We start from the raw sequence: 25469 nt of genomic DNA, 5'->3' as shown, positions 1-25469 counted from the left end.
TTAGCTATTAATTAAATCCAGTATAATTTACACTTATATCCAAAGGGATAGCCATTACTTACTACCCCTCTGCAATGAATAAAGGCCTCTTTGCCTCAGTATTAAATGTTTATTTTTAATATCAATCAGAAAAGACACAATTCCAAAAAAAGGTGAATAAAAAAAACAACGAAAGTTGAACAAAATAAAGGGTGGTGTTCATTTCTCTAAAGGGGGATCCATAGTTGAGAACATGGAAAAAACGAAAAGAGAGGGACGGACTGAATCAACATCAAAACGTAGCACAGTCGGATTTTGTTTCCTTGTTAAAATCAACCCGAACTCACGAAATTTCATATTCACACCTCCAAGATTCAGACCCTAAGCATCCCACGGAAGCCCCTAGCAGCATAGTAGGAGTCTGCTCCATTGTGGTACACAAAGACAGTGTCATAGCGCCGGTCACAAAAGATGGCCCCACCGAGCTTTCTAATATTATCAGGTGTTTTCACCCAGCTCGATGTTTTAGTATCGAAATTTCCAAGTCCCTGCAGCTCCCGGTATTGTTCTTCCGTTAAAATCTCTATACCCATGTCAGCAGCCATATCAATAGCGTTGTTTTGTGGTTTGTGTTTTTTCCTTGACTCCAGCGCTTCACGGTCGTAACAAACACTTCTGCGGTCTTTGGGACTTTGCGCCGAACAATCATAAAAAACGTATTCGTCTGTCTGTTTATCATGAACGATAACATCCGGTTCACCGCCAGTTCTTTCCATCTCATTAAGCGACCACAGTTTATCAGTATTAGTTTCTAGCTTTTCTTGTACTTTTGCCCATTCAAGTTCCTTATGGCGATTCATGTATTTCTCAAACCGGGCTTTCAATGTTCTAAGTATCTCTTCATGTTGTTCTGGTGACAACTTCCTTATTTCACTTTTCATACTAAAACCTCATTTCGCGAATGATTGTAACTATTTTATATAGAAAATTTAAATATTGTTAATATCTTCCCAGGCATACACAAATTCAGATAGTTGCTTCCCTGCAATTTCTGTATAAATTTCATCTAATTTTTTGCCACCAAGTGCTTCATAGAATAAACGAGAAATATTATCCTTTAAAACAATAACAAGCATTGAGTTTAATCCCATTTCTTTAATTTCAACTATGATTGGTTTGATAAGTGCCTTTCCAATACCTTGTCCCTGATACTCTTTTAAAATATAGATGGCGTATAATTCCCCATCAAATCCACAATATTTACCACTTCTTTCTTTACCTCCAGAGGAAAATCCAACAATTTCTCCATTTTGGTTTTCTGCTATATATACACCGCCTTCAGCGATGTTGTTTAGCCATAACTCTTCTCTTTTTTCATAAGATAGATTATTCAAGTATTCGTCAGGAACAATATTGACATACGTTGTTTTCCAACTGTCAACATGTACTTTTCCTATTCCTTTTGCGTCGGTTAAAACCGCTTTTCTTATCTTTATAATTTCGCTATCCATTATTTTCTCTCCTTCGTACATCCCATTATACAATTTAAAATGCTTTTACTTTTTCCGGGGTCTGACTAAATAATCTTTATTGTATATTAATCTATAACACATTCAGGTTGATATCCCTGAACGCTAATTTTTATTACGCATTAAAAGTCGTAATGTTTCTTCAAGGCCGTTTTTGAAAGGAGTTACTGGGATTGGGCCGATACGTTTTTCATATTTTTCCCCACTCAAAACAAATCCTTCTTTGGTAAGGTACATGATCTCAACTATTTCTCTCATAAACGAATTAAACAATCCGGTGAAACGAATAGCATTTATAGTTAGAGGGATAACTATCTTTCGGTTACCAGTGACATGACGTGCTATCCGGATGATTTCTTTACCCGAAATCAATCCTGCTCCGGGTATATTCCAGTTTTCTCCGTAGGAATCGTCTTTTTCCGCTATATTCACAATCATTTTGGCGGCATCCGGCAAATAGACATATTCACGAGGTGTTTTCAAATTCCCAATAAAAACAGAAATTTTATTGGCAGCCATCCCTTCTAGTGTAGGCTGCAGATAAGAATTTTGTGAGGTAGGACCGTAATAATCCGGCAACCTGACAATTAATGCTTTTGCCCTTTTCCATTTGTTACTGAATATCATTTGCCCGAATTCTACTCTTATTTTACCTTTTTTCGTATGTGGCTGTTGTGGATGATTTTCATTCCCCTTCGCAACTTGATGTCCATATACATAGATACCATCTACAATGACAATCCTTTTTCCTAGAATTTCTGCTGCTTTCATAACACTTTCCCCAAGCAAATGAAGTTGTTTTTCCATCTCTTGATATTTAACATTTGCACATTGGAATATAACGTCCGTATCTTTTGCAGCGTCTACAATTGTTTGGTAATCAAATATATCCCCCAGCTTGTATGACAATCTTGGATTGTAATCGTGTTCCTCCACTAATGCTTTCAATTTATTTTGGGAACGCCCGAAAGCAATGACTTCTATTCCTCTGTCCAGTAATTCTGGAACAATAACCTGACCTGTTCCACCAGTTGCTCCTAATACAATCGCCGTTTTCATTTTATATCGCTCCTTTTTAGTTATTGATTGATCAATCAATAAATATCGAAAAGAACCCAATATGTTAACGTTTCAAACCATTTTCTTTGGGATTAAGTCCCATCAACTGACGACCAAAATAATCGCGATAGAAACATAGTCAAATGCGTTTAATTTAATTTATTCATCTCCACAAAAGTTATTGATCAATCAATTACTAAAGTTTATATGAAAAATAAATAATCAACTTGACTCGATTATTTATTTTATTTGACCATCAATAAGCTCAGGAAGATCTAAGAAATAAGAAATATTGCATAATATCCCTCTTGCCAAAAATGTAGTAACTTCTCTTTCAACGTTCTTTATCCCTGCTGATTTAAATCTTTCCAAAGTGTAGCTTCTAATGCTGGACAACCCCTTTTTCATGGCATTCCGTATAGCTTTTTCTGTTACTGAAATGCCTGTCACCTGCAAGGCAATTTCATTAGGATATAATACAGACAGCTCCTCATAGGCTTCAATCATTTTGGCAACGAGTTGCTCTGGGCTCGACTCCACATTTTTAAAAGTTTGAAGGATCCTTTCAAATGCTCGGTCTAATGCTGAGATAAACAACTCTTCCTTCGTTTTAAAGAATCTAAAGACATAAGGTTGAGAAATGCCTGCTTCTTCTGCAATGAGTGCGGTAGTTGTATTATAATAACCTCTTTTTGAAAATACTTCTAATCCCGCCTCGAGAATTTCTTCCTTACGATTTCCCTTTTTTGGTCTAATCATAATAAAGCACCTACTCATAGTTATTTATTGATTAATCAATTACATAATAACCAAATTTAATACCAAATGCAAGTGTAATGTTCAATTAACTCCTTTTATCTTTCGGTTACCAGTTGCTTGACGTGCTATCTGGATGATTTCTTTACCCGAAATCAATCCTGCTCCGGGTATATTCCAGTTTTCTCCCGTAGGAATCGTCTTTCTCTGCTATATTCACGACCTTCATCTATATAATTGCCGCTATGATCCTACATTCCGAAAGCTGCTGTGGCATCTGAAAGTAAATAGGTGTTGTACCCTAAATTCCCACTCATCCTTGTAGTGGTTGATATAGTTATAGGACTGTCATTCCGCTATTTTGGTTAAAATGTCGTTTTTGGTGATCATATAGGACTGTGGTAACACATTGGACTTTACGCCTCTTAGCTGTGCAACCCGCTCGGCTGGTTCCCAATAAACGAGTTGTCTGGATGTTGGATGTCCTATTGTATGAGAAATGTTGGACAAAAAGAAAAAGGCTGAATCACTACTGAGTCCAGCCTGAATTTGTATGTGTTGTCTTTTTATGACCGTTTTTTCTGAATCGGAAATGTTTATTTTGGGTCGGAAGAGTATTTATTAGTTGGACATAGTAGAAAGAAGTATTAACTTCTTTCACCCAAAGTTATCGAGCAAGGCACGCACTTCATCTGTTGACTCTGTCGCCATCAATTGATTTCTTAATTCACTCGCCCCTCTAAAACCGCGGACATATATCTTAAAAAAGCGGCGAAGCGGTTTGAATGGACGCGGCCCTAATTCTGTTGAATATTTATCAAAGAGATCCAGATGCAATCTTAAAAGATCAAGCAATTCCTTACTGCTATGGTCTTTCGTCTGTTTTTCAAATGCAAATGGATTATTAAAAACACCACGCCCTATCATAATCCCATCAACACCGTATTGATTAGCGAGCGAGAGGCCAGTTTGACGGTCGGGAATATCTCCATTGATTGTCAAAAGTGTATCTGGTGCCACATGATCACGAAGTTTCTTAATCTCCGGAATCAGGTCCCAATGAGCATCCACATTGCTCATTTCCTTTCTTGTACGCAGATGAATAGATAGATTGACGATGTCTTGTTTCAATAAGTGCGTTATCCAGTCATGCCATTCATCTACTTCTGTATAACCAAGCCTTGTCTTCACACTTACCGGCAATCCCCCAGCTTTTGCTTCTTGTATTATATCTGCAGCAACTTCTGGACGGCGGATAAGGCCGCTTCCCTTCCCTTTGGGTGCCACATTAGCTACAGGACAGCCCATATTGATATCCACACCTCTAAAACCTTGTTTCGCCACACCAATACTCATTTGCCGAAACAATTCAGGCTTATCCCCCCATATATGAGCCACAATTGGTTGTTCATCTTCTGTAAAAGTTAATCGCCCACGCACACTATGGTTCCCCTCTGGGTGACAATAACTCTCCGTGTTTGTAAACTCTGTAAAAAACACATCAGGTCTGGCTGCCGCGCTTACTACATGGCGGAAAACAACATCCGTCACGTCTTCCATTGGTGCGAGTATAAAAAACGGTCGTGGTAAATCACGCCAAAAATTATCTATCATATTTCAAATCCTCTCATTATGGGACATCAAGACAAGCCTTTTTCCCCAAAATAAAAAGCCAAGATGTCCCGGCTTCTTATAAAACCTATACCATGCTTAAGCACTTTTTATCAAACTATAGTAAACCCTGGAATCCAATACGTTTATTTTGTGTCGGAAGAGTTTATTTTAGTTAGACACATCCAAAACCGACTTCGCCACACTCTCCACATGCATGGTCTGCGGGAACATGTCGACGGGCTGGACTTCAATTGTCTTAAAGCCGCCTGCTTCCAGTACCTTCAAATCCCGCGCTAATGTGGCGGGGTTGCAGGAGACATAGACGATCCGCTTCGGCTTCATGTCGATCATCGTCTGGAGAAGGGCTTCGTCGCAGCCTTTGCGGGGCGGGTCGACGACGATGACGTCAGCCTTGACGCCGGCGTCGTACCAAGCGGGGATGATGTCTTCAGCTTTACCCGCCTCAAATGTGGCGTTATCGAGATTATTAAGCTCGGCATTGGCTTTAGCGTCTTCAATCGCTTCCGGAACGATCTCAACGCCGTATACGTGGCCGGCTTTTTGTGCCAGGAACAGGGAGATCGTGCCGATGCCGCAATAGGCGTCGATGACGGTTTCCTGTCCTGTTAAACCGGCGTATTCCAGGGCGCGGTCATACATCACCTGCGTTTGCTTCGGATTGACCTGAAAAAACGAACGGGCGCTGATGGCGAATCTGATGTCGCCGATGTTGTCATAAATGACATCGCGGCCCCATATGGTTCGTGTTTCCGCGCCAAATATCGTGTTTGCCCTTTTATTATTGATGTTCTGGACAATCGACTTCACCGCTGGATAATTCTCGGTAATCTCTTTGATAAAGCGTTTGCGGAACGGTAGGTCTTGTCCTTTGGTAACGAGGACAACCATCACTTCACCGGTGTTCCGTCCGATTCTAGCAACAATGTGTCTCAGGACCCCGCGGTGGGTTTCTTCGTTGTAAGGGGCAATCCCGCAAGCTTTGGCAACCTTTTTGACCGTTTGTACGATTTCATCGATCACCTTATCCGTAATCAGGCAATGGTCCATGTCGACAATGCTGTGGCTGCGCTTGCGGTAAAAGCCGGCGATCAGCTCGCCGTTCTTTTCCGCGACAGGTACCTGGACCTTATTCCGATAGCTCCAAGGCTCGTCCATGCCAAGCGTCGGATGTACCTTTATCCCGCTTAAACCGCCGATCCGTTCAAGAACGTCCCGAACATAGCCACGCTTGTAATCAAGCTGCCCCTCATAGCTGAAATGCTGAAGCTGGCAGCCGCCGCATTGATCATAAATGTCACAAGGCGGATCGACTCGCTTCGGGCTTTTTTCTTTTATTTCAAGGAGTCTTCCATAGCCATAGCCTTTTTTGGTTTTCAAAACCTTCACACTGGCCGTTTCTCCGGGTAAGGCATCAGGTACGAAAAGCGCATAGCCGCCAACCTTCGCAACACCCGATCCGTCATGGGTCAGATCGTTGAACGTGACTTCTACAATATCATTCTTTTTTACTGGGAGTGTTTCCGCCATTTTATTTTCACCATCTTCTTTAAACCATTGTTAAAAAAGACAGACAATCCTGTCCATCTTTTTTATCCGAACACTTTATGAGGGCAGCTCTGTTTTTTCTTTTTGCAGCATTTGCTTTTCCGCTGTTTCTCTTGGCACGATCAGCTGAAGGTGCTGGTAGAGATTGACGAGCTCGCCTGGCAGATCGCCGCCATACTCGCCATCAATGTTCAGCTGGAGCTTTTCATTGGTATAAATTTTGATCCGGTTCGCTTGGGCATAGATAACCTTCGGATCCTTCATGTGTTCGCCTCTAAGCGCCAGGCTTGCCAGACGGATAAATTCCGCTAAATTCGTTTTTTGTAAGATCAGCATGTCGAACATCCCGTCATTTAATGAAGCGTCAGGCGCCAGTTTCTCAAATCCGCCGACTGAATTCGTGTTTGCAACTAAGAACAGCATGATATCGCCTTCGAACAAACGCCCATCATATTCAATCCTGACATTTGTCGGCTTAAGCGACGGCAGCATTTCGATGCCTTTAAGATAATAAGCAAGCTGGCCAAGCATCGTTTTCAGCCTGCTCGGCACGTCATACGTTAATTCGGTCAGCTTACCGCCGCCGGCGATATTAATAAAATATTTATCATTCTCTGTTCCGATATCATTGGACTTCCCGACATCGATCGGCATTTCCACACCCTCACAAAGGACGTCACAGGCTTTGACAATCGTTTTTGGCATGTTAATGGCCCTCGCGAAGTCATTGGTCGTCCCCATAGGCAAAATGCCAAGTTTGGGACGATAGGGTTGCTCAGCCAGTCCATTAACCACTTCATTAATCGTGCCGTCCCCACCCGCTGCAATCACCAGATCAAACTCCCGCTTGACCGCTAAGCGCGCTGCTGTCGTCGCATCACCGGCACCGGTTGTCGCATGTGTCGATGTCTCATATCCTGCTTGCTCAAGCCGGGATAAGATATACGCCACATTCTTTTTCATTAATTCCCGGCCTGAAGTTGGATTATATATCAACCTTGCTCTCTTCATAACATATCACCCGTTCTAAAATTAAAAGCCCTCATCCAAAAGAGAGCCAAAAATCACCATTCTTATTATATGGCAATTGTCCGTTAAAATCAAAATGCTGGTTGTAAAAATATGTGAACATCTGATCAACTTTTAGCGAGAAGATGGGGATGACCATATCGCACAGGCGGCCAGCGGCATTAATCAAACGTTTGTTTAAGAGAAAAATCTCTTTATTATCCAGGCAAAAAGCCTTCCTGACTGATAAAAAGTTTATCAGGCGGGAAATATGCCTCAAGGTCCTCCACCACTTTCATATATGCTTTATCGTTGTACCATTCTTCAACATCCAATTCTTTAAAAAGCTTGTGGATGCCAAGCTGCTTGGTTCGCTTGCCGCCCGTCCCGTCACCCATGAAAAAGTCATCGACAACGACCCGGCTAACATGGTCAGCAAGGGTTTTGGCAAAATCCTCGGTGCTTGGCAACACGGGGGAGACAGCAGCCTGAACGGCCAAGCCGGCATTTTTCATGGTATCCATGGCTTTTAGCCGAGCCGGAATCGGCGGTGCCGCAAGGGAGAAAGCTTTTCGAATATCGTCCCGGTCAGTTTCAACGGTCATGCTGATCAAGACACGTTTTCCAAGTGCCCGGAATAGTTCAATATCTCTTGTCACGAGCGGGCTTCTCGTTTGCACAAACAAAAAATCCGGCGGCTCCTCTGCCATCGTTTCAAGGAGTGCCTGTGTTATTTTTTCACGATGCTCAATTGGTTGATAGGGATCGGTGCTTGAAGACATAAAGATGGTGAGCGGGTCTTTTCTTTTTGCATTTTTTAATTCTCTTTTAAAGGATTCCTTCGCTGAACGCTTGATATCGACCCACGTCCCCCACTCTTCCTTCCGAAACAGTGCTACAGGCATTCGTCTGACATAGCAGTAAGAGCAGCCAAACGCACAGCCGACGTAAGGGTTGAGCGTATGGCTGTACCCTTTTAAATAGCCGCTCGCCGGCGTTAGCAATTTCTTCGGCGTTCTTTCTTGTATATTCCTTTCCACCTGCATTCCCCCTGAGCAGCCATTCTAATAACTAATTGCCATCTTAACATGGCGAATTGTACAAAGAAAGCACACCATTTATGTATAAAAACTTAACCACCTTATACAAACTAAAGAAAATGATTGTTTCAGAGGTGGTAAAATGAATCTATTTAACGCACTATCGAATTGGAAATCAGGAAGATATGAAAAGCATTTATCCAGACTAAAGGACGCAGATCGCTGCCCGGATTGCAGCGGCAGGGGTTATCTGACTGAATACAGCTATGAATTCCCTTCAGCACTCGAGTGCAAAGGCTGCGATGGAAGCGGCTCATATACTGCTTGGGCTGAAAATAATGATGTTGAATAGTTAATATAAAAATAAGGGAAGCGACGAACTTGCATTCTGCAATAGAGGCTTGACTCATTCATTATAGGACTCAGATTCCGCTATTTGTACGAAAAGTGCCCCTTTTTTGAATTTATAGGACCCAGGTTCCGCTATTTGCCATAATGACACTCAAAATAACTCCTAAATGATCGATTAGCGGAATGACAGTCCGATAAGGATCCTAATGTCCAGTTCACGGTGAGGAGCGGGTGGTTTTTTATACAAATCATTGATGATTTATCCGAAAATCCCAATAAATAATCCTCAAGGCGACCATTTTATAGTTCCTTTGTTTCATATGAAAAAGCCAGAAGGTATTATCACCTTCTGGTTTCCCTCATTTTTACACCTTTTCAATTTCTTCTAAAATAATCTTATTGACCATTTGCGGGTTGGCTTTGCCTTTTGTGGCCTTCATCACTTGGCCCACAAGGAAGCCAAGCGCCCGGTCTTTGCCATTTTTGTAGTCAATCATAGATTGTTTATTTTCCTCTAAGATTGGCATAACCGCATCGCGCAGGGCACCTTCGTCAGAGATTTGGACAAGCCCTTTTGCCTTAACAATCTCCTCAGGATCGCCGCCTTTTTCGATCAATTCTTTAAAGACTTTCTTCGCGATTTTTGATGAAATCGTGCCTTTTTCAATCAGCTGAATCATTTTAGCAAGACCAGCGGCCGTTAATGGCACATCGTCTATCTCTTTATTATTAGCATTAAGATAAGCAGACACCTCGCCCATCAGCCAGTTGGAAGCAAGCTTGGCATCGGCGCCAATTGCCATCATTTCCTCGAAGAAGTCGGACATCGGCTTAGATTGAGTCAGAACCATCGCATCATAGGCCGGAAGCTTAAGGTCCTGGATATAGCGTTCCCTTCTTGCATCAGGAAGCTCAGGAATTTCTGCCTTAACCTTATCCATCCAGTCTTGGTCAATACTCAGCTTTACAAGGTCAGGTTCAGGGAAGTAACGGTAATCGTCAGAGCCCTCCTTCACACGCATCAGAATCGTCTTCTTAGAAGCTTCATCATAACGGCGTGTTTCCTGATCAATGATGCCGCCTGACATTAATACTTCAGCCTGTCTCTTCTGTTCATGTTCAAGTCCCTTTTGAACAAAAGTGAAGGAGTTCAGGTTCTTAAGCTCTGTTTTCGTCCCGAATTCGTCACGGCCATATGGACGTAGTGAAAGGTTGGCATCACAGCGGAGTGACCCCTCTTCCATTTTACAATCCGATACGCCAGTATATTGCATGATCGCCTTCAGCTTTTCCAGATAAGCATAGGCCTCTTCAGGTGTCCGGATATCAGGTTCGGATACAATTTCAACGAGCGGGGTGCCGACACGGTTAAAGTCGACAAGCGAGCCATCTCCACTATGTGTCAGCTTGCCCGCATCCTCCTCAAGATGCAGCCTCGTAATCCCGATCCGTTTTTTCTTGCCATTTACTTCGATTTCAATATGCCCATTCTCACCGATCGGCTTATCAAACTGTGAAATTTGGTAAGCCTTCGGATTATCGGGATAGAAGTAGTTTTTGCGATCAAACTTTGTATCCTCCGCGATCTCACAGTTCAATGCCATCGCCGCCCGCATGGCAAACTCGACCGCCTGGTGGTTCAATACAGGCAAGACGCCGGGATGACCAAGGCAAATCGGGCAAGTATGCGTGTTTGGCGGTGCACCGAATTCAGTAGAACAACCGCAGAAAATTTTTGAATTCGTCTTAAGCTCAACATGGACCTCAAGGCCGATGATCGTTTCTAAATTCATTAGTCTGTCACCCCTTTAAGCTCAGGCTTCAACTTGTGACCTGCAGCCTGCTCATAAGCATGGGCAGTGCGGTATATCGTGCCTTCATCAAATGGTTTACCGATAATTTGCAGACCAACAGGCAAGCCATTAGTAAGGCCGCATGGCACGCTGATTGCCGGGACACCCGCCAGGTTCACCGGAATGGTTAAAATATCGTTGGCATACATTGTTAGCGGATCATCGATGTTTTCACCGATTTTAAATGCCGGCGTCGGTGTTGTAGGCCCGATAATCACATCATATTTTTCAAAGACCTTTTCAAAGTCTTGTTTGATTAATGTCCGCGCTTGCTGTGCTTTCTTATAATAAGCGTCATAGTAGCCTGAGCTGAGTGCAAAGGTGCCAAGCATGATCCGCCGTTTGACCTCATCACCAAAGCCTTCGCTTCTTGTCTTCTTATACATTTCTAAAAGGTTTTCAGCCTCGGCACGGACGCCGTAGCGGACCCCGTCAAAGCGGGCAAGGTTGGCTGATGCCTCAGATGATGAAATAAGGTAATAAGTTGCCAGCGCATATTTTGAATGCGGCAGTGAAACCTCTTCCCAAGTCGCACCGAGTGCTTCTAATTGTTTCAATGCAGCAAGGACATGGTCTTTGATCTTAGAATCGACGCCCTCACCAAGGTATTCCTTTGGAACAGCAATCTTAAGACCCTTAATATCCCCAGTCAAAAATGATGAGAAATCCGGAACATCGACATTTGCTGACGTTGAATCGTAGTCATCATGGCCAGATATCGTTTGCAGTAAGTAAGCATTGTCTTCAACGGTTCTGGTAATCGGGCCGATTTGGTCAAGAGATGATGCAAAAGCTACAAGCCCAAAGCGGGATACCCTTCCATATGTTGGTTTCAGGCCGACGACACCGCAGAATGATGCCGGCTGACGGATCGATCCGCCTGTATCAGATCCTAATGAAAATAAAACTTCACCCGCTGCTACCGCTGCCGCAGATCCGCCGCTGGATCCGCCTGGTACACGGCTGAGATCCCATGGATTTCGTGTCACCTGGAACCCAGAGTTTTCATTAGAGGAGCCCATCGCAAACTCGTCCATATTAAGCTTGCCGATCACAACGCCTTCCTGCTCCTTAATTTTTTTAACAACAGTCGCATTGTGAAGCGGTTCGAAGTTAGCGAGGAGCTGGCTTGAACACGTTGTTTTTAAACCCTCTGTTACAAGGTTATCTTTGATGCCGATCGGCATGCCTGAAATAAATGCGCCTGGTTTTGCGCCTTTCTCATCTATTGCATTGGCTGCTGTCCGTGCATCCTCTTCATTAAGTGTTAAAAAGGCTTGAACATCGCCGTCCACTTCACTAATACGCTTATATGCTTCATCAACAAGATCCGATACTTTCAATTCCTTATTATGTATTTGATCCTTCAATCGAATGAGGCCTTTATCAAATAATGACATGTACTATCCCTCCTCTTGCTCTTAGTCTTGTTCCATTACCGGCGGCACCTTAACTTGTCCATTTTGCTGGTCCGGTGCGTTCTTCAATGCGTCTTCCCTTGTCAGTGATACGCGAACAACATCTTCACGCAAAACATTCGCTAAATCGAGAACGTGTGTCGTCGGCTCAACACCTTCTGTATCTAACTCGTTCAGCTGCTCGGCAAAATCGATAATATTATCAAGCTGTTTTGTAAACATGCGGGTTTCCTCATCATCAAATGAAAGCCTGGCAAGGTGTGCCACATGCTTGACCTGTTCCTTTGTAATTCGATCCATTCCTGTCACCTCCGTCAATCGCTCGTGCAATACTTTGATAATATCAAATTTTACAGCTCTAAAGCAATAATTTAAGGGGCCAGACGATGGTCTGGCCCCTAATTTCAATCTTTTTAATTAAAGTTTTTCAGTATATGTCTTCGCTTCAAGGAAGTTTGAAAGATAATCTGGTCCGCCGGCTTTCGCATCTGTGCCGGACATTTTGAAGCCGCCGAATGGCTGATAGCCAACAACTGATCCTGTGCAGCCGCGGTTGATGTACAGATTGCCGACGTGGAAATCACGGCGGGCAATCGCGATCTTCTGACGATCTCTTGTGATCACGGCGCCTGTTAACGCATAGTCGGTATTATTGGCAATCTCAATCGCTTCATCAAAGTCTTTGGCCTTTGCAAAGGCAAGAACAGGTCCGAAGACTTCTTCTTTCATCAAGCGTGCTTCAGGGTCAAGGTCAGCGATAATTGTCGGCTGGATGTAATAGCCTTTTGAATCATCAACTTCACCGCCAAGAACAAGCTTGCCTTCTTCTTTTCCGATTTCGATGTAGCTGGCAATTTTCTTAAATGCACCTTCATCGATAACAGGACCCATATAGTTCTCATCTTTCGGTTCGCCAACTGAAAGGCCTTTAGCAATTTCTACCGTACGGTTAAGCACTTCATCATAGACGTCCTCGTGAACAACAGCCCTTGAACAAGCGGAGCATTTTTGTCCAGCATATCCGTATGCCGCATACACGATTGACTGAGCAGCTAATTCGAGATCAGCATCATTGTCTACAACAATGGTGTCTTTGCCGCCCATTTCAGCAACAACGCGCTTCAGCCAAACTTGACCGTCTTGTACCTTAGAAGCTCTTTCATAGATGCGTGTCCCAACATCACGTGAACCAGTGAAGTTAATGAAGCGTGTCTTGGGATGGTCAACGAGGTAGTCACCGACTTCGCTTCCGCTTCCAGGAATAAAATTCACAACGCCTTTTGGAAGTCCGGCTTCTTCAAGTACTTCCATAAATTTAGCAGCAACAACGGGCGTATTGCTGGCTGGCTTGAGAAGAATGGTGTTCCCGGTTACAACACCGGCCACTGTCATGCCGGCCATGATAGCGAACGGGAAGTTCCACGGCGAGATAACAACGCCAACCCCCATTGGCTTGTAAAACATTTCATTATGGTCGCCAGGTTCTGACAGGCAATCATAACCTTTGTCATATTTCAGCATTTGGCGAGCATAGAATTCCATAAAATCGATCGCTTCAGATGTATCGCCATCTGCTTCATCCCAGGGCTTGCCTGCTTCCAATACCATCCATGCAGAGAATTCATGCTTGCGGCGGCGAACGATCGCTGCTGTTCTGAACAGGATGTCAGCGCGAAGCTTTGCATCCCATTTTCTCCAGGTTTCATATGTTTCAAGAGCTGTTTGCATCGCCTTTTCGGCAATTTCTTTATTTGCTTTAGATACAACACCAATGACCTGATCCTTTTTCCCAGGATTGATGGATGTGATTTTTTCATTAGTAGAGATGTGTTCGCCTCCGACAATAAGGTCATAGCTTTTCCCTAATTCTGATTCTACCTTGCCTAATGCAGCTTGGAAGGCCTTCTTATTTTCTTCTTTTGAAAAATCGACTGCTGGTTCATGTCTGTATGGAATCATACGGCAAAAAACCTCCTTAATTAAGCGTTTTCAACTCCAATTTCTATTTTAACCCAAGAAATTGTTGAGTTCAATTCACACGAATTAATAGAATAGTTCAAATCCCGAGTCGCAAGAAAAGCGCAAGACTAAAGAAAACTTGCCGATTGGCAAGCCTTTGGCGAAGACAGAGGCGTAGTTGCGACGCACAGGACGTGCTAGTACTGGCGTTGTAACAGGATGTTACGTCTTTAGCCAGTGCACTTATGTGCGTCAGAAAGTTATACTTTCTGATTAACTAAAACAAACGGGGGTTCTCCCCGTCTGCTATCATTTTCTATGGACCCTAGTTCTATCCCCGGCAATTTTCTTCCAGCGGTCCCGCTCCTTACGCTGGGCATTTTTATCTGCCTTCCGTTCAAGGTAAGCCAGTTCTTTCTGCAATTTTAAATAATTGTTGTAACGGCCTTGGTCAAGCGTCCCATCCGCAAGTGCCTGTTGTACCGAACAGCCCGGTTCATTATTATGCTGGCAATCCCGGAAATGACATTGCTCCGCAAGTTCTTCGATGTCACCGAAGCTCTGTGACAAACTAGAATCAGCCTCCCAAAGCTGGAGCTCCCGCATCCCCGGTGTATCAATAATAGCTCCGCCGTCCGGTATAATAATCAATTCTCTGTGAGTTGTCGTATGCCTTCCTCGGTCATCGCCCGCGCGCACTTCCTTTACCGTTTGAATATCATCCCCATAAAGCCGATTGGTTAGTGTTGATTTCCCCGCTCCTGAGGAACCAAGCAGCGCCACAGTTTGCCCTTTTTCCAAATAAGGTGCGAGCGCATCAATCCCATTGTTCGCCATGGCACTGACGGGATGAACCGGGACGCCAAAGGCTACCGATTCAACCTCCGCCATTCTCCCCTCGACATTGTCACACAAATCACTCTTTGTAAGAACAATAGCCGGATTGGCCCCGCTTTCCCATGCCATAATCAAGTATCGTTCGATTCGCCGCACGTTAAAATCATGGTTTAAAGCGGTGACAAGGAATACCGTGTTAATATTTGCCGCAACGATTTGTTCTTCTGTTTGGGCACCTGCGACTTTTCTGGAGAATTTACTAAACCGTGGAAGGACGCTCTGAATGGTCGCCTTCTTCTCACCAGGTCTTTCCTCGATAATGACCCAATCTCCTACAACCGGGTAATCTTCACGGGATGCCGCGTTATGCCTCAGCTTCCCAGTGATTTCTGCCAGATACTCACCGCTCTCTGACACGACCCGATAAATATGTTTGTGTTCAAGAATCACTCTGCCTACTGTATATTCTTCTTTTATTAATGCTTTTGCCTGTTTGTCTAACTGCTCATTCCAACCAAAATCGATTAAATTCAATGTTGTTTCCTCCTGTATTTGGACACCAAAAAAGACCGCGTTTCCACGGTCTTAAAGTGTGTATAGTTGTATTTGCAAATCAAAACGCTCTGACGTGCACACATAACCCTGGGCATGACATGCAGGCCCGCAGGAACTTTTCTGATGCCAATTAAAACAGGAGAAAATCTTTCCGTGGGGCTGCATGATATTCAACTGTTAACGCGGGAAATTCCGTATATACAATCTTCATAAAACACAACCCCTTCCAATTCAATGTTAACCATAGTATACGCCAAAGTTATCTAAAAGTAAACGCAATTTTTATAATGATTTGAGAGTGCGGCTACCGGTTATCTTTCCGTGCCTCTTCTGGGGTATCTAATTTAGTCGCACCGGGATAATGCAGGGCCTGGTCCCGGTCAGACTCCACCCGTCTTGACTGTTTCAGCTTCTTTTCCTGGCGGTCTTTATTCATATCATCAACCTCCTTTCGCCCTTATTGTTTGGTTTTAATCTTACGTTCATACAAATTGGATTTAAATCGGGTAGCCATGTGCAAAAAAACAAGAAGCACGAATGCTTCTTGTTTTATACACCTTAAATTTTACTGACGGTAAATATGGACAAAAGGTTTGTCCTGATCCGGCTTCTTAACGATCACAGCTTCTGGCTGGTTTGCTGATTTAATATAAATCTGCACCGGTACGCTTCCCGGGAATGGGAAGTTATTTTGAAGAAGCGAAGCTACATAGTTTGTAAATCCGACAACTTCGGTTTTGTCATAGAATTTTATCGATATATCAAACGTCAGGTTATCCAATTCGCCGCCTTTGTAGAATCCTTTGCCGATCACACCGATAAAGTTAGGGAAGTAATCCTCAACGTCCTTTTTAAAATTATTAAAGATATCAGCATCTGATTTGTAATCCTTATTGGCTTTACTTGATGGGAACAAGATGTATTCGGAATCGACTTTGTCCCATTTGCCGATGCTGCTTGATCCTTGGGAAACGGATGCCTTCGCAAAGTAATGCCCAGGGACCAGAGATTCAGGTGGAGCTTCCAAATAGAGTGTCACAAAAATAGGCACTTGTCCCAATCCCTTTTTTCCGCGAACCCGTTTGACGATTTCCTGAGCATACTCTTTTCCTTTTTGTTTCACTTTATTAATGTCTAAATCTTTCTTTACCTCGTATGTCTTTCCTTCTTTGTCCATCACTTTGTCGGCATAGACCTGATTAAGTGAAATGGCCAGGGACACGCCGCCAAGCTTATATTCATCTTTGCCTGACTTCTTCAAATAATCCTGCTCAAGCACATAGCTGAGGATCTTGGGACTGTTTTCCGCCTTTTCTCGGACATCCTTCCCATCCCCAAGCGGCGGATTAAGTCCATGGGGTGTATCCTTGCTCTTCCGGTAAAGCATCCCGTTAATATCCTTTTCAGTTAGATACTGACCGCTTTGAAAAACATAATCGTTAGGGCTAAAGGGATCTTTCGACAGCCTCATCAATCCCATTTCCAGCTCATCGATGTCTGTACGATTAGTGACACCGTAAGTAATGTAGCCGCGTGTGTCACTCGGTTTCTTTGGCTGTATGCTCTGGTAATCTTTACTGTTGACCTGCGGGATCAGTGTGACCTTTTGATCGTCACCCTTGGGTGTATTTTTTATCACTTTATTCTTATTATCATCCGACCCGAAGGAACAAGCGCTCAAAATGAGCATCGAGCATACGACACATAATCCCAACCACTTTTTTAACAAAACTGAACACTCCCTACCTATCCAGAGCGTCAATAAAACGCCCCTCATCCCAGATCTCAATGCCAAGTTTCTGAGCTTTTTCTAATTTTGAACCGGCATCCTCGCCAGCAACAACAATATCCGTCTTTTTGCTGACGCTGCCTGTGACCTTGCCGCCCAATCGTTCGATTTCTTCTTTCGCTTCATCTCTTGCAAGCTTCTCCATCTTCCCTGTTAGTACAACCGTTTTATCTTTAAAAGGAGAATCTGCAGCTCCCTCAGTCGGGACGGGACCCAGGTAAGCCATATTAAGTCCGTATTCCTTCAGTTCCTCAATCAATTCCAGCACTTCTTGATTTTGAAAATAGGTATGGATTGAATCAGCCATCTTATCGCCTATTTCACTGACGGCAAGCAGATCTTCCTCGGAAGCTTGCGTCAGCTCATCCATCGTTTTAAAAGCCTGTGCTAATGTTTTGGCAGCCTTGGAGCCCACATAGCGGATCCCCAAACCAAAAAGCAAGCGCTCCAGAGAGTTTTGCTTGGAAACATCTATGGCTTCCAATAAGTTATTTACTGATTTTTCCCCCATTCGTTCCATTTGAATGAGATCATCATGCTTCAGTGTATAAAGATCAGCCACATCTTCAATCAACTTATTTTGAAAAAGCTGTGTGATGACCTTTTCCCCTAATCCATCGATATTCATCGCATTTCTCGAAACGAAATGGATCAGGCCTTCACGAATTTGCGCCGGACATTTTGGATTAATGCAGCGAAGGGCCACTTCACCTTCAATTCTTATCAGTTCACTGTCACATTCCGGGCAATGGGTCGGCATATGAAACGGTTCTTCATCCCCGGTCCGGCGTTCAGTCAGGACATTTACGACTTCCGGAATAATGTCTCCCGCTTTTTTTATGACGACAGAATCACCAATCCGCAAATCCTTATCCCGAATTAAATCTTCGTTATGAAGGGATGCCCTTTTGACCGTGGTCCCTGCTACACTTACGGGTGTCAGCATAGCAGTGGGTGTAATAACCCCCGTGCGGCCAATGCTCACTTCAATTCCCTCCAGAGTTGTTACTACTTCTTCTGCCGGAAATTTATAGGCAATCGCCCAGCGCGGACTTTTGGCGGTAAAACCGAGCTTCTCTTGTTGGGAGAGGCCGTCAACCTTAATGACAATCCCGTCAATCTCATAAGAAAGATCCGGACGTTTTTCCGTCCAATTTTCAATATAGGCAATCACATCATCTATAGAACCGCAGGCCCGCCATTCAGGGTTGGTCTTCAAGCCTAATGCCTGGATTTTGTCTAAAGCATCACTGTGCGATTCAATCGTGTCCCCGGCAAGCTCACCAACACCATATAAAAAGATATCTAAATTTCGTTCTGCTGCAATCTTTGGATTGAGCTGCCTAAGTGACCCTGCTGCAGCATTCCGTGGGTTGGCAAAGGGTTCTTCAACCTTTGCCTCCCGAACTTTATTCAGCGCCTCAAATGAACGTTTGGGCATGAAAGCTTCGCCTCGCACTTCTAAATCGACCGTTTCTTTTAGCTTCAACGGTATCGACCGGACGGTTTTGAGGTTGCTCGTAATGTCTTCGCCTGTTGTTCCGTCACCACGAGTGGCGCCGAGAACAAAGCGTCCGTCCTCATATGATAGGGATACCGCTAATCCGTCGATTTTCAATTCACATACATATGTGACGGCATCGCCCGCTGTTTGCCGAACACGGCGGTCAAAATCACGGAGATCCTGTTCATTGAAGGCATTGGCGAGGCTTAGCATCGGAATCCGGTGATCAACCTTTCGAAAGCCCTTTAAAGGTTCCGCACCGACACGCTGGGTCGGGGAATCAGCTGTCACCAATTCCGGGTGGCTCTCTTCCAGTTGAATTAACTCCTGCAACAAGCGGTCATATTCGGCATCAGGCACACTGGGTTTATCCAATACATGATATTCGTAGCTGTATTGATTTAATAGCTCTCTTAAAGAATCAATTTGCTCGGACACTTTTTTCTCCAAACGTTGTCACTCCTTACAGGATCACTTCACTTTTTCAATCGGGGCAAACGACCCCAGCAATCGCTTTAAGCCGACTGGCTTTGGAAAAGCAATATCAAGCTCAACCGCATCGCCCTCACCTTTCATACTAACAACCGTTCCCTTGCCCCACTTCTTGTGCAGCACTTGATCGCCGACTTCCCAATCCTCCGATGTCTTGTTTACCTTTTTTTCTAAGAAAGGCTTACGTGATGACATGGCTGAAGCTTGCGGTCTTCGGCTTTGAAAACCTGAGGCTTTGCCAAAATGCCCCATGGCGCCGGATTGAGCTTGTGACTCAGCTGCCGGTGTTGTGTCATTCACGAGCTCACCAGGTATTTCTCCAATAAAACGTGAAGCAGGGTTCATGTTCGTTCGTCCAAATAAGGTCCTGAGCTTCGCATTCGTTATAAACAGCGCCTTTTCCGCCCGGGTAATGCCAACATAGGCCAAACGGCGTTCTTCTTCCATTTCTTCCTCATCATCAAGCGCTCTGATATGCGGAAAAATCCCTTCTTCCATTCCAATCAGAAATACCGCAGGAAATTCCAAGCCCTTCGCTGAATGAAGCGTCATGAGTGTGACCGTATCATCGGTTGCCTGTTCTTCCTCATCCTGATTAATATCGGAGTCTAACGCCAGTTCGGTTAAAAAGGCAATGAGTGATTTGTCTTCATTATTTTTTTCAAACTCTTGGGTTACTGTTAAAAATTCGTCTATATTTTCAAGCCGGCTCTCAGCTTCAAGCGTTTTCTCGTCCTTTAAAGCCTTACGGTAGCCCGTTTGCTCAAGCACCTCTTCAACAAGCTCGGTGACAGAGAGATATTCTTGCATTGCCGACCAATTCATGATCTGTTCGCCGAATCCCGCCAAAGCATTGGCGGCCCGCTTGGAGACATTAGTCTGATCAACTTCTTGAATGGCCTGGATTAGGGAAAGATCATATCTTAAAGCATGATCAGCAAGCCGGTCCATCGACGCCGCCCCGATTCCCCGCTTTGGCTCATTCACGACCCTGGCAAGACTGATGTCATCGTCAGGATTTGCAATCAACCGCAGGTAAGCTAAAACATCCTTGATTTCTTTTCTGTCATAGAACTTAATGCTGCCAACCATTCGATAAGGGATGTTTGATTTCATCAATGTTTCCTCAATCACACGTGATTGCGCATTGGTGCGGTAAAGTACAGCCATCTCAGAATAATTAAAGCCGTCTTTATAAAGCTCACTCATCTTTCCTGCGACATAATGGCCTTCTTCATGCTCAGTGCCGCCCTGATAATGTTCGATTAATTGGCCGTCATCATTTGATGTCCAAAGCTTCTTCGCCCGGCGGTTATGGTTGTTTTTAATCACGTAGTTGGCAGCTTCAAGGATCTTTTTCGTTGACCGGTAATTTTGCTCAAGGAGGATGACCTCAGCAGTTGGATAATCCTCTTCAAATGAAAGGATATTCTGGATATCCGCCCCGCGCCACCGATAAATGGACTGATCCGAATCACCGACAACACATAGGTTTTTGAAGCGGTCAGCAAGCATGTTAACAAGCAAGTACTGTGCCCGGTTTGTATCCTGATACTCATCGACATGAATGTACTGAAACTTCCGTTGGTAAAAGGCGAGCGTCTCCGGCACTCTTTGAAAAAGATGAATGGTCGTCATGATCAGGTCATCAAAATCAAGGGCATGATTTTTTCTTAACCGTTTTTCATATTCATCATAAACGTCACTCACTATTTGCTCATAAGGGTTGCTCGCAACTTTCGCATAGTCCTCGGCGGTTTTCATTTCGTTTTTTGCAGAGCTGATCGTCCCCAAGATGCTCCGAGGCGTGAACTTTTTCGGGTCAATATTCTGGTCCTTAAGAATCTTTTTGATGACAGAAAGCTGGTCTGTTGAGTCCAGAATAGAAAAGTTTCGGTTAATCCCGATCCGGTCCACATCTCTTCTAAGGATGCGCACACACATCGAGTGAAAGGTCGATACCCAAATGTCATTTGCAAGCGGTCCGGTCAGTTCAGCAATTCTTTTTTGCATTTCTTTGGCGGCTTTATTAGTAAAAGTGATCGCCAAAACGTTCCAAGGCGCAACCTCTTTTTCGATAACCAGATAAGCTATGCGATGGGTAAGCACCCTGGTTTTTCCGCTGCCTGCACCAGCCATTAAGAGCAGCGGTCCATCGGAATGCTTGACCGCCTTTTTCTGTTCCGGATTTAAGCCGTCTAATAATTGTTGTAAAATGTCTTGCATGTTAACACCATCCTGTAATTAAGGTCATTCATAATGTCACTGATTTTACTGCCCGTACAGTTTTTAATGCTACTTTAAGATTATCATAAATTGCGTTGCCTACAACAACCGTATCTGCATACTCCGCTGCAAGCTTCGCCCGTTCTGCGTTATTTATCCCGCCGCCGTAAAATAATCTGGTTTGCTGCAGCTTATCTTTCACCTTGCGCAGCTTGTCCATATCGCCAAATTGTCCGCTGTATTCTATATAGAAGACCGGCAGATTGAACATTTTCTCCGCCATCATTGCGTATGACGCTACATCTTCACCATTAAGCTCTGTATCTGCTGCAGTTAATTTGGCCGCTTTGGCTTCTGGATTAAGAATGCAATATCCCTCCATTACAACCTCATCCCAGTTGATCGTTTCACCGAATACTTTAACTGCCTCATGGTGGCGGCCGATGAGCCAATCAGTGTTGCAGCTGTTAAATACCGTTGGGATGAAATAATAATCGAAGCCAGGTGTGACGGCATCGATATTCGATATTTCCAAAGCGCACTCCACTGCATGCTGTCTGATGCGTGAGAGCAGATATAATGTATTATCTAAAGTGACACCGTCAGTCCCCCCGACGATGACTGCATCTGTGCCCGATTCACATATTTTTTCAACCGCGTCATCACCAATCGGCTTATTAGGATCCAATTTAAAGACGTGGCGCCACTCTTTGTACGTATCCATTGCCTCTTCCTCCTAAAACACTCTCTATCTGAGGATTATAACATATAATAAGGGGTCTGACCCCTAGGGGTCAGACCCTTACTTTAGTTCCTTTTTTTCGTCCTTGACTCGGTCAAGTGTCATTTGATAGCCGTCATTGCCGTAATTGATGCAGCGCTTCACACGGGAGATCGTTGCGGTGCTTGCTCCGGTTTCTTCTTCAATGCGATGATAGGTTTGGCCTTCCATCAGCATTCTGGCCACTTCCAACCTTTGGGCCAGAGATTGAATTTCGCCCATTGTGCACAAATCATCAAAAAATTGGTAGCATTCCTCTTTATCCTTTAAAGACAATATGGAATCAAATAGCTGATCAAGTGCTTTTCCCCTTAGTTTATCTATTTGCATGATTTATCACGACTCCTTATTCTCAATTTTGACATTATCTAATCCGGGTTCGCTCGGGATAATATTGATCCATGTTTTCCCCGGAACGAATTTAACCGGTTTGCCGTTCTTGTATGGCAGAATTCGTCCATCCTTATTTTTCCATGACACTTTTTTCAATTTACCTTTTTGCAAAAGGTAAGCATCTCCGCCGGATTTCAAATCAATTGCCCTTCGTCCATAACTGTCAATGTAGCGGTGATCGCTCGTCACAATCAAAACATTGGCAGCCGTGATCGGTGTTTCCGTTTCCCTGTCATGGGACTTCTCTCCATTTATTAGCCGGTCAAAAACACCAGCTTTATCATTATAAACATAACTGACAACATTTTGCTCGCCATATTTTATCGTTGCTTTATAAACTGAACTTCCTTTAATTTGCTTGACCTCTTCTTTGTTTAAAAACGGCAGCGGCTTGACATCATCCCGCAGCGAATAGCCCTTCTCCTTTGCACCTTTGACAATATTTTTGTAAGGAATATAGGAGTTGTGAGGCGCTTTCCTAAAATCAACACGGTGAAACAGCGTGCCGTCGTAAAATAGTCCGTTGATGTTATCCGTTGCACCCGATTTCAACATCTTCTTCGCATCAGGACTCCACCCGTGGGCAATGAACAGGCCGTGATAGCCATTGTTAAGCTTAATAAAATATGGTCTGGCACTCCGAACAGGGCCGATGATCTTTGGCTTTTCACTTTGGAATAGTGCCAAAAAACGTGTGATATTCCCTTCAGCCAAAACTTCGTAAACAATATCAGCTTTATAAATTCCTGATTGCGGACGGGCTTTATGATGATTATTTACCATAACCCCTACGACCCTTTGATCGATATCGCCTTTGGCAGCCAGTCCTGTAAGCGGATATTTTTTACCATCGTTTGCGGAATTTGACACATCACCGACTTTATCATTGTCAGACTTGTTCTTTTCGCCGTTTTTCTCACTGCTGCAACCGATCATTAATACCGCCACTGCAAAGAGCATTGCAGCTGCCCAAATCAGTTTTTTCAAATAACCACAACCTCCGTTGTATGTATTTAAGTTATTATTCTTCTTGACGGTTCAATAATCCTTTGTTTCATCACATCATATAACCCTTGTTGCGTTATCCTGATATAAGGCAGATGTGTTGAAGAGAAAAAGAGCAGGCTGTATATAGGATCCTCAAATTGATAGCCTCTTTCTCTCAGCTTGCTAGTTAAAACTTTCTCCTCTTCTATTAGAGACACGAGCGGTTGGTCGGACATTCCCCCTGATACGGGAAGTTTGATTTCTGCTGCAATCTTTCCCTCTTCCGCTAAAACAATGCCTCCGCCGGTTTCCTTTATCTTATTAAAGGCTATGATCATATCAGCTTTATGTCGTCCCAGCAAAATCACATCACCTGTATTTGAAAAACTGCTGGCAAATCCGGATATACCCTTAGCAAAACCTCTTACAAACGTATTAATGATCCAACCGCCCTGTCGATCCACGAGAGACAGAAAGGAGAGGTCTTCTGGCAAATCATGTTCTTCCGGAAGCTTTTCAAAATTAAGCGGCTTCGTGATGACGGCATTTATCATGTCAATCCCAACAGGCTTTTCCGCCTTAAGAGCCGATTCATGTAAAGACCAGTTCAGTTTTAAAGGTTTCAGATCATCTTTAAAGTCATAATCCGAATAGAAATCATAGCAATACTCCCCGTTCTTTTTCACCCATTCCCCCCTAGCAAGGACACTCTCGGGGAGCGGGACCCCTGGAGATGTTAATATATTGATATGGGCGAGCCGGCCGGGAGCAATGTGTCCGACTAGACCATTCATATTATAATGGTCAGCAATGTTTGCCGATGCCATCATATATGCGTCAATGTCACTAATGCCTTGTTCAAGGGCAATCAGAACCAACCTGTCTGCAAGCCCCTGTTCGTAATAAGCAGGCGTTGAGCCGTCAGTCGTCATGTAGACGTGGCCAAAATGCTTCACACCAAGATCCAACATTTCCGTAAGGATCTGCGGCAAATCCGGGCGTATAGAAGAATAACGAAGAGATGTCGTCAAGCCAAGCTGCAGTCTCGCAACGGCTTCTTCACCGGTCATCGCCTCATGATCACAATCTATTCCCAGGAGGCGCATTTGGGTAAGTGTTTTCTTGGATGCACCCGGGAGGTGGCCTTCGACGGGTTTCCCTAAGGCTTTCGTTTCCTGCATCCAATCTAAAATTTGGTCATCACCTTTTAAAACTTGGGGCCAGCTTGTCAGCTCCCCTCCTTGGATGACGAGCGGGTGGCGCATCCATTTGCGAATTCTCTCAGAGATGAATGGATCTTCAAGCATCGCAGTCTGCGGATCATAGCGGCACCACCAGTATAGTGACGTCGGCAGTGAATCAAGCCGATCCATGATTTCAAAAGTCAACTCATCAGGCAGTGTAAGGTAAAAAACAAAGTTATCGCAAACAAGTGTCGTCGTTCCCCTTCTGGCAGCATACTCAGCAAGTGTTTGCGGATTATACAGCTGGGTGGGGTGAGCATGCGGCTCAATATAACCCGGCACCAAATATCGATTTTCACAATCTATCATCTGGACGCCTTCCGTTTGCTTAGGGAGCTGCTGCCCGACATAGACGATACGGTCGCCATCTATCCAGATATTAGCGGACTCCCACCGCTTAAGGTATGTATTTAAGTATTTGCCATTGAAGAGAACCTTCGTTGGCTGCGCCTCGCCCCTTACCACCGCGGTATGTCTTCTTAGGGTTTCAAGATCCCAGCTGCGTTTGCGGATCGTCATGTCATAACCT

22 protein-coding genes and 2 pseudogenes are annotated in these 25469 nt (G+C 44.1%); 1 reads left to right on the top strand and 23 read right to left on the bottom strand.

Annotated elements, in window-relative coordinates:
* Positions 1-353: 353 nt before the first annotated feature.
* The 10 genes and pseudogenes from EV207_RS16090 to EV207_RS16045 all read right to left on the bottom strand — a co-directional run bounded on the left by EV207_RS16090 (position 354) and on the right by EV207_RS16045 (position 8557).
* A complete protein-coding gene (locus EV207_RS16090) occupies positions 354-920 on the bottom strand; it encodes a DUF4256 domain-containing protein (protein WP_132747180.1) in 567 nt (188 codons plus the stop codon).
* 48 nt (positions 921-968) lie between these two features.
* Positions 969-1490, bottom strand: coding sequence for a GNAT family N-acetyltransferase (locus EV207_RS16085; RefSeq protein ID WP_132747179.1), 522 nt, complete (start codon positions 1488-1490; stop codon positions 969-971).
* A 123-nt stretch (positions 1491-1613) separates the two neighbouring features.
* A complete protein-coding gene (locus EV207_RS16080) occupies positions 1614-2567 on the bottom strand; it encodes an SDR family oxidoreductase (protein ID WP_132747178.1) in 954 nt (317 codons plus the stop codon).
* Between the two features lie 240 nt (positions 2568-2807).
* Positions 2808-3326, bottom strand: a complete 519-nt coding sequence (locus tag EV207_RS16075) for a TetR/AcrR family transcriptional regulator (protein ID WP_132747177.1) — start codon at positions 3324-3326, stop codon at positions 2808-2810.
* 96 nt (positions 3327-3422) lie between these two features.
* A pseudogene (locus EV207_RS23950) lies at positions 3423-3546 on the bottom strand (epimerase); the annotation flags it as partial.
* A gap of 31 nt (positions 3547-3577) precedes the next feature.
* Positions 3578-3670, bottom strand: a pseudogene (locus EV207_RS16065) (cysteine hydrolase); the annotation flags it as partial.
* Between the two features lie 310 nt (positions 3671-3980).
* On the bottom strand, positions 3981-4937 hold the full coding sequence (locus EV207_RS16060) for a tRNA dihydrouridine synthase (protein ID WP_132747176.1): 957 nt from the start codon (positions 4935-4937) through the stop codon (positions 3981-3983).
* 168 nt (positions 4938-5105) lie between these two features.
* On the bottom strand, positions 5106-6485 hold the full coding sequence (rlmD, locus tag EV207_RS16055) for a 23S rRNA (uracil(1939)-C(5))-methyltransferase RlmD (RefSeq protein WP_132747175.1): 1380 nt from the start codon (positions 6483-6485) through the stop codon (positions 5106-5108).
* Positions 6486-6560: 75 nt separating this feature from the next.
* Positions 6561-7514: a diacylglycerol kinase gene (locus EV207_RS16050; protein WP_132747174.1), complete on the bottom strand. Its 954-nt coding sequence runs from the start codon at positions 7512-7514 to the stop codon at positions 6561-6563.
* 215 nt (positions 7515-7729) lie between these two features.
* Complete coding sequence (locus EV207_RS16045; protein WP_132747173.1) at positions 7730-8557, bottom strand: SPL family radical SAM protein; 828 nt, start codon at positions 8555-8557, stop codon at positions 7730-7732.
* Between the two features lie 136 nt (positions 8558-8693).
* Between EV207_RS16045 and EV207_RS16040 the strand changes: the two genes are divergently transcribed.
* Positions 8694-8903 (top strand): methionine aminopeptidase, encoded by a 210-nt coding sequence (locus EV207_RS16040; protein WP_132747172.1) that lies wholly within the window; start codon positions 8694-8696, stop codon positions 8901-8903.
* 364 nt (positions 8904-9267) lie between these two features.
* Here EV207_RS16040 and gatB read toward each other — a convergent pair whose 3' ends face one another.
* From gatB to EV207_RS15975, 13 genes are all read right to left on the bottom strand, one after another.
* Positions 9268-10695, bottom strand: a complete 1428-nt coding sequence (gene gatB / locus EV207_RS16035) for an Asp-tRNA(Asn)/Glu-tRNA(Gln) amidotransferase subunit GatB (RefSeq protein ID WP_132747171.1) — start codon at positions 10693-10695, stop codon at positions 9268-9270.
* Positions 10695-12155, bottom strand: a complete 1461-nt coding sequence (gene gatA / locus EV207_RS16030; RefSeq protein ID WP_132747170.1) for an Asp-tRNA(Asn)/Glu-tRNA(Gln) amidotransferase subunit GatA — start codon at positions 12153-12155, stop codon at positions 10695-10697. Before gatA ends, gatB begins: the two co-directional genes overlap by 1 nt.
* 21 nt (positions 12156-12176) lie before the next feature.
* Positions 12177-12473: an Asp-tRNA(Asn)/Glu-tRNA(Gln) amidotransferase subunit GatC gene (gatC, locus tag EV207_RS16025; protein ID WP_132747169.1), complete on the bottom strand. Its 297-nt coding sequence runs from the start codon at positions 12471-12473 to the stop codon at positions 12177-12179.
* Between the two features lie 117 nt (positions 12474-12590).
* On the bottom strand, positions 12591-14132 hold the full coding sequence (gene pruA / locus EV207_RS16020; protein WP_132747168.1) for an L-glutamate gamma-semialdehyde dehydrogenase: 1542 nt from the start codon (positions 14130-14132) through the stop codon (positions 12591-12593).
* Positions 14133-14441: 309 nt separating this feature from the next.
* Positions 14442-15503: a ribosome small subunit-dependent GTPase A gene (gene rsgA, locus EV207_RS16015; protein WP_132747167.1), complete on the bottom strand. Its 1062-nt coding sequence runs from the start codon at positions 15501-15503 to the stop codon at positions 14442-14444.
* A 325-nt stretch (positions 15504-15828) separates the two neighbouring features.
* Positions 15829-15960, bottom strand: a complete 132-nt coding sequence (locus EV207_RS16010; RefSeq protein WP_132747166.1) for a YpzI family protein — start codon at positions 15958-15960, stop codon at positions 15829-15831.
* A gap of 129 nt (positions 15961-16089) precedes the next feature.
* A complete protein-coding gene (locus EV207_RS16005) occupies positions 16090-17253 on the bottom strand; it encodes a CamS family sex pheromone protein (RefSeq protein ID WP_243647110.1) in 1164 nt (387 codons plus the stop codon).
* 13 nt (positions 17254-17266) lie between these two features.
* Entirely contained in the window at positions 17267-19267 is a 2001-nt protein-coding gene (gene ligA / locus EV207_RS16000) for an NAD-dependent DNA ligase LigA (protein ID WP_132747165.1), read from the bottom strand.
* A gap of 21 nt (positions 19268-19288) precedes the next feature.
* Positions 19289-21535 carry a DNA helicase PcrA gene (gene pcrA, locus EV207_RS15995; RefSeq protein WP_132747164.1) on the bottom strand — a complete coding sequence of 749 codons (2247 nt, stop codon included), beginning with the start codon at positions 21533-21535 and terminating at the stop codon, positions 19289-19291.
* 28 nt (positions 21536-21563) lie between these two features.
* The gene (gene pcrB, locus EV207_RS15990) at positions 21564-22259 is read right to left on the bottom strand and encodes a heptaprenylglyceryl phosphate synthase (RefSeq protein WP_132747163.1); all 696 of its coding nucleotides are present in this window, start codon (positions 22257-22259) and stop codon (positions 21564-21566) included.
* Positions 22260-22337: 78 nt separating this feature from the next.
* The gene (locus EV207_RS15985; protein WP_132747162.1) at positions 22338-22646 is read right to left on the bottom strand and encodes a YerC/YecD family TrpR-related protein; all 309 of its coding nucleotides are present in this window, start codon (positions 22644-22646) and stop codon (positions 22338-22340) included.
* Between the two features lie 6 nt (positions 22647-22652).
* Positions 22653-23669 carry a DUF3048 domain-containing protein gene (locus EV207_RS15980; RefSeq protein WP_132747182.1) on the bottom strand — a complete coding sequence of 339 codons (1017 nt, stop codon included), beginning with the start codon at positions 23667-23669 and terminating at the stop codon, positions 22653-22655.
* 53 nt (positions 23670-23722) lie between these two features.
* The gene (locus EV207_RS15975) at positions 23723-25459 is read right to left on the bottom strand and encodes an adenine deaminase C-terminal domain-containing protein (protein ID WP_132747161.1); all 1737 of its coding nucleotides are present in this window, start codon (positions 25457-25459) and stop codon (positions 23723-23725) included.
* Positions 25460-25469 lie beyond the last annotated feature (10 nt).

The sequence above is a fragment of the Scopulibacillus darangshiensis genome, from assembly GCF_004341035.1.
Lineage (GTDB): Bacteria > Bacillota > Bacilli > Bacillales > Sporolactobacillaceae > Scopulibacillus > Scopulibacillus darangshiensis.
Note: the sequence above shows the minus strand (reverse complement) of the source record. Positions and strands in the feature narration are given on the sequence as shown.